General features: G+C 44.4%; 2 tRNA genes and 1 rRNA gene. All 3 read right to left on the reverse strand.

Annotation, left to right across the window (positions count from 1 at the left end):
- Positions 1–201 precede the first annotated feature (201 nt).
- A tRNA-Ala gene (locus tag ACYQ4O_RS12965) sits at positions 202–277 on the reverse strand.
- 11 nt (positions 278–288) lie between these two features.
- Positions 289–365 (reverse strand) — tRNA-Ile (locus ACYQ4O_RS12970).
- 80 nt (positions 366–445) lie between these two features.
- Positions 446–518 (reverse strand): 16S ribosomal RNA (locus ACYQ4O_RS12975); the annotation flags it as partial.

The following is a 518-nucleotide window of genomic DNA, read 5'->3' on the forward strand; positions in this document are numbered from 1 at the left end:
CGCTGTTCCCATTACGCTGTTTATGTCTTCGCTTTCAAGTTTCTCACAAAGTTTTGCTTTGTTAATGACTCGTCAATCTTTACCCGTTTACGTTTCCATAAACGTTTTCAATTGATTCAAATTTCCGATTTTTTAAAGAACAAATTTTCAGGCTCTAAATTACCTGAAATAAATACTCATCAAGCACTTATTTCAGGAATCTGGTGGAGGTAAACGGGATCGAACCGTTGACCCCCTGCTTGCAAAGCAGGTGCTCTCCCAGCTGAGCTATACCCCCATGAAAGACTTTGGTGGGTCTTGATGGACTTGAACCATCGACCCCCGCCTTATCAAGACGGTGCTCTAACCAGCTGAGCTAAAGACCCTTAGCCTTTGGCCTATTCTCTTCTTCAATCTATCGACTTCCGATAAGAGCGGACACTCAAATCTCGAGCAAAAACTCTTGAAAGGAGGTGATCCAGCCGCACCTTCCGGTACGGCTACCTTGTTACGACTTAACATTAGTCACGGTGCTCACC

It is taken from the genome of Turicimonas sp. TL08 (assembly GCF_054660695.1).